1 protein-coding gene is annotated in these 273 nt (G+C 54.9%); it reads left to right on the top strand.

The window, feature by feature from the left end; translation table 11 throughout:
• Positions 1-273: immunoglobulin-like domain-containing protein (locus BFP92_RS32190; RefSeq protein ID WP_239694322.1), on the top strand; the 273-nt coding region annotated here is incomplete at both ends.

The raw sequence follows: 273 nt of genomic DNA, 5'->3' as shown, positions 1-273 counted from the left end.
CAGCCAACGACGTCTATAACAACGGTTCGACTGTCAGCACCACCATCGCGAAGACCGAAGGCGGTAACTTCGAGAACCTGGTCACCGATCCGAAAGCAGCTGAAACAGCCATCACCGACTCGATCGACAACACCACGGTTTCTCTGACTGCTGATAAAGCCTCCGTGGTTGAAGGCGGTGACATCACTTACACCGCGACCTTGACTAACAAGGCGCAAACCGACGTCACCGTAACGTTGAGCAATGGCCAGACCATCACGATCAAGGCCGGTG

The sequence above is a fragment of the Pseudomonas sp. 58 R 3 genome (assembly GCF_900006605.1).
Classification (GTDB): Bacteria; Pseudomonadota; Gammaproteobacteria; order Pseudomonadales; family Pseudomonadaceae; genus Aquipseudomonas; species Aquipseudomonas salomonii.
This window is presented reverse-complemented; position numbering and strand designations above follow the sequence as displayed.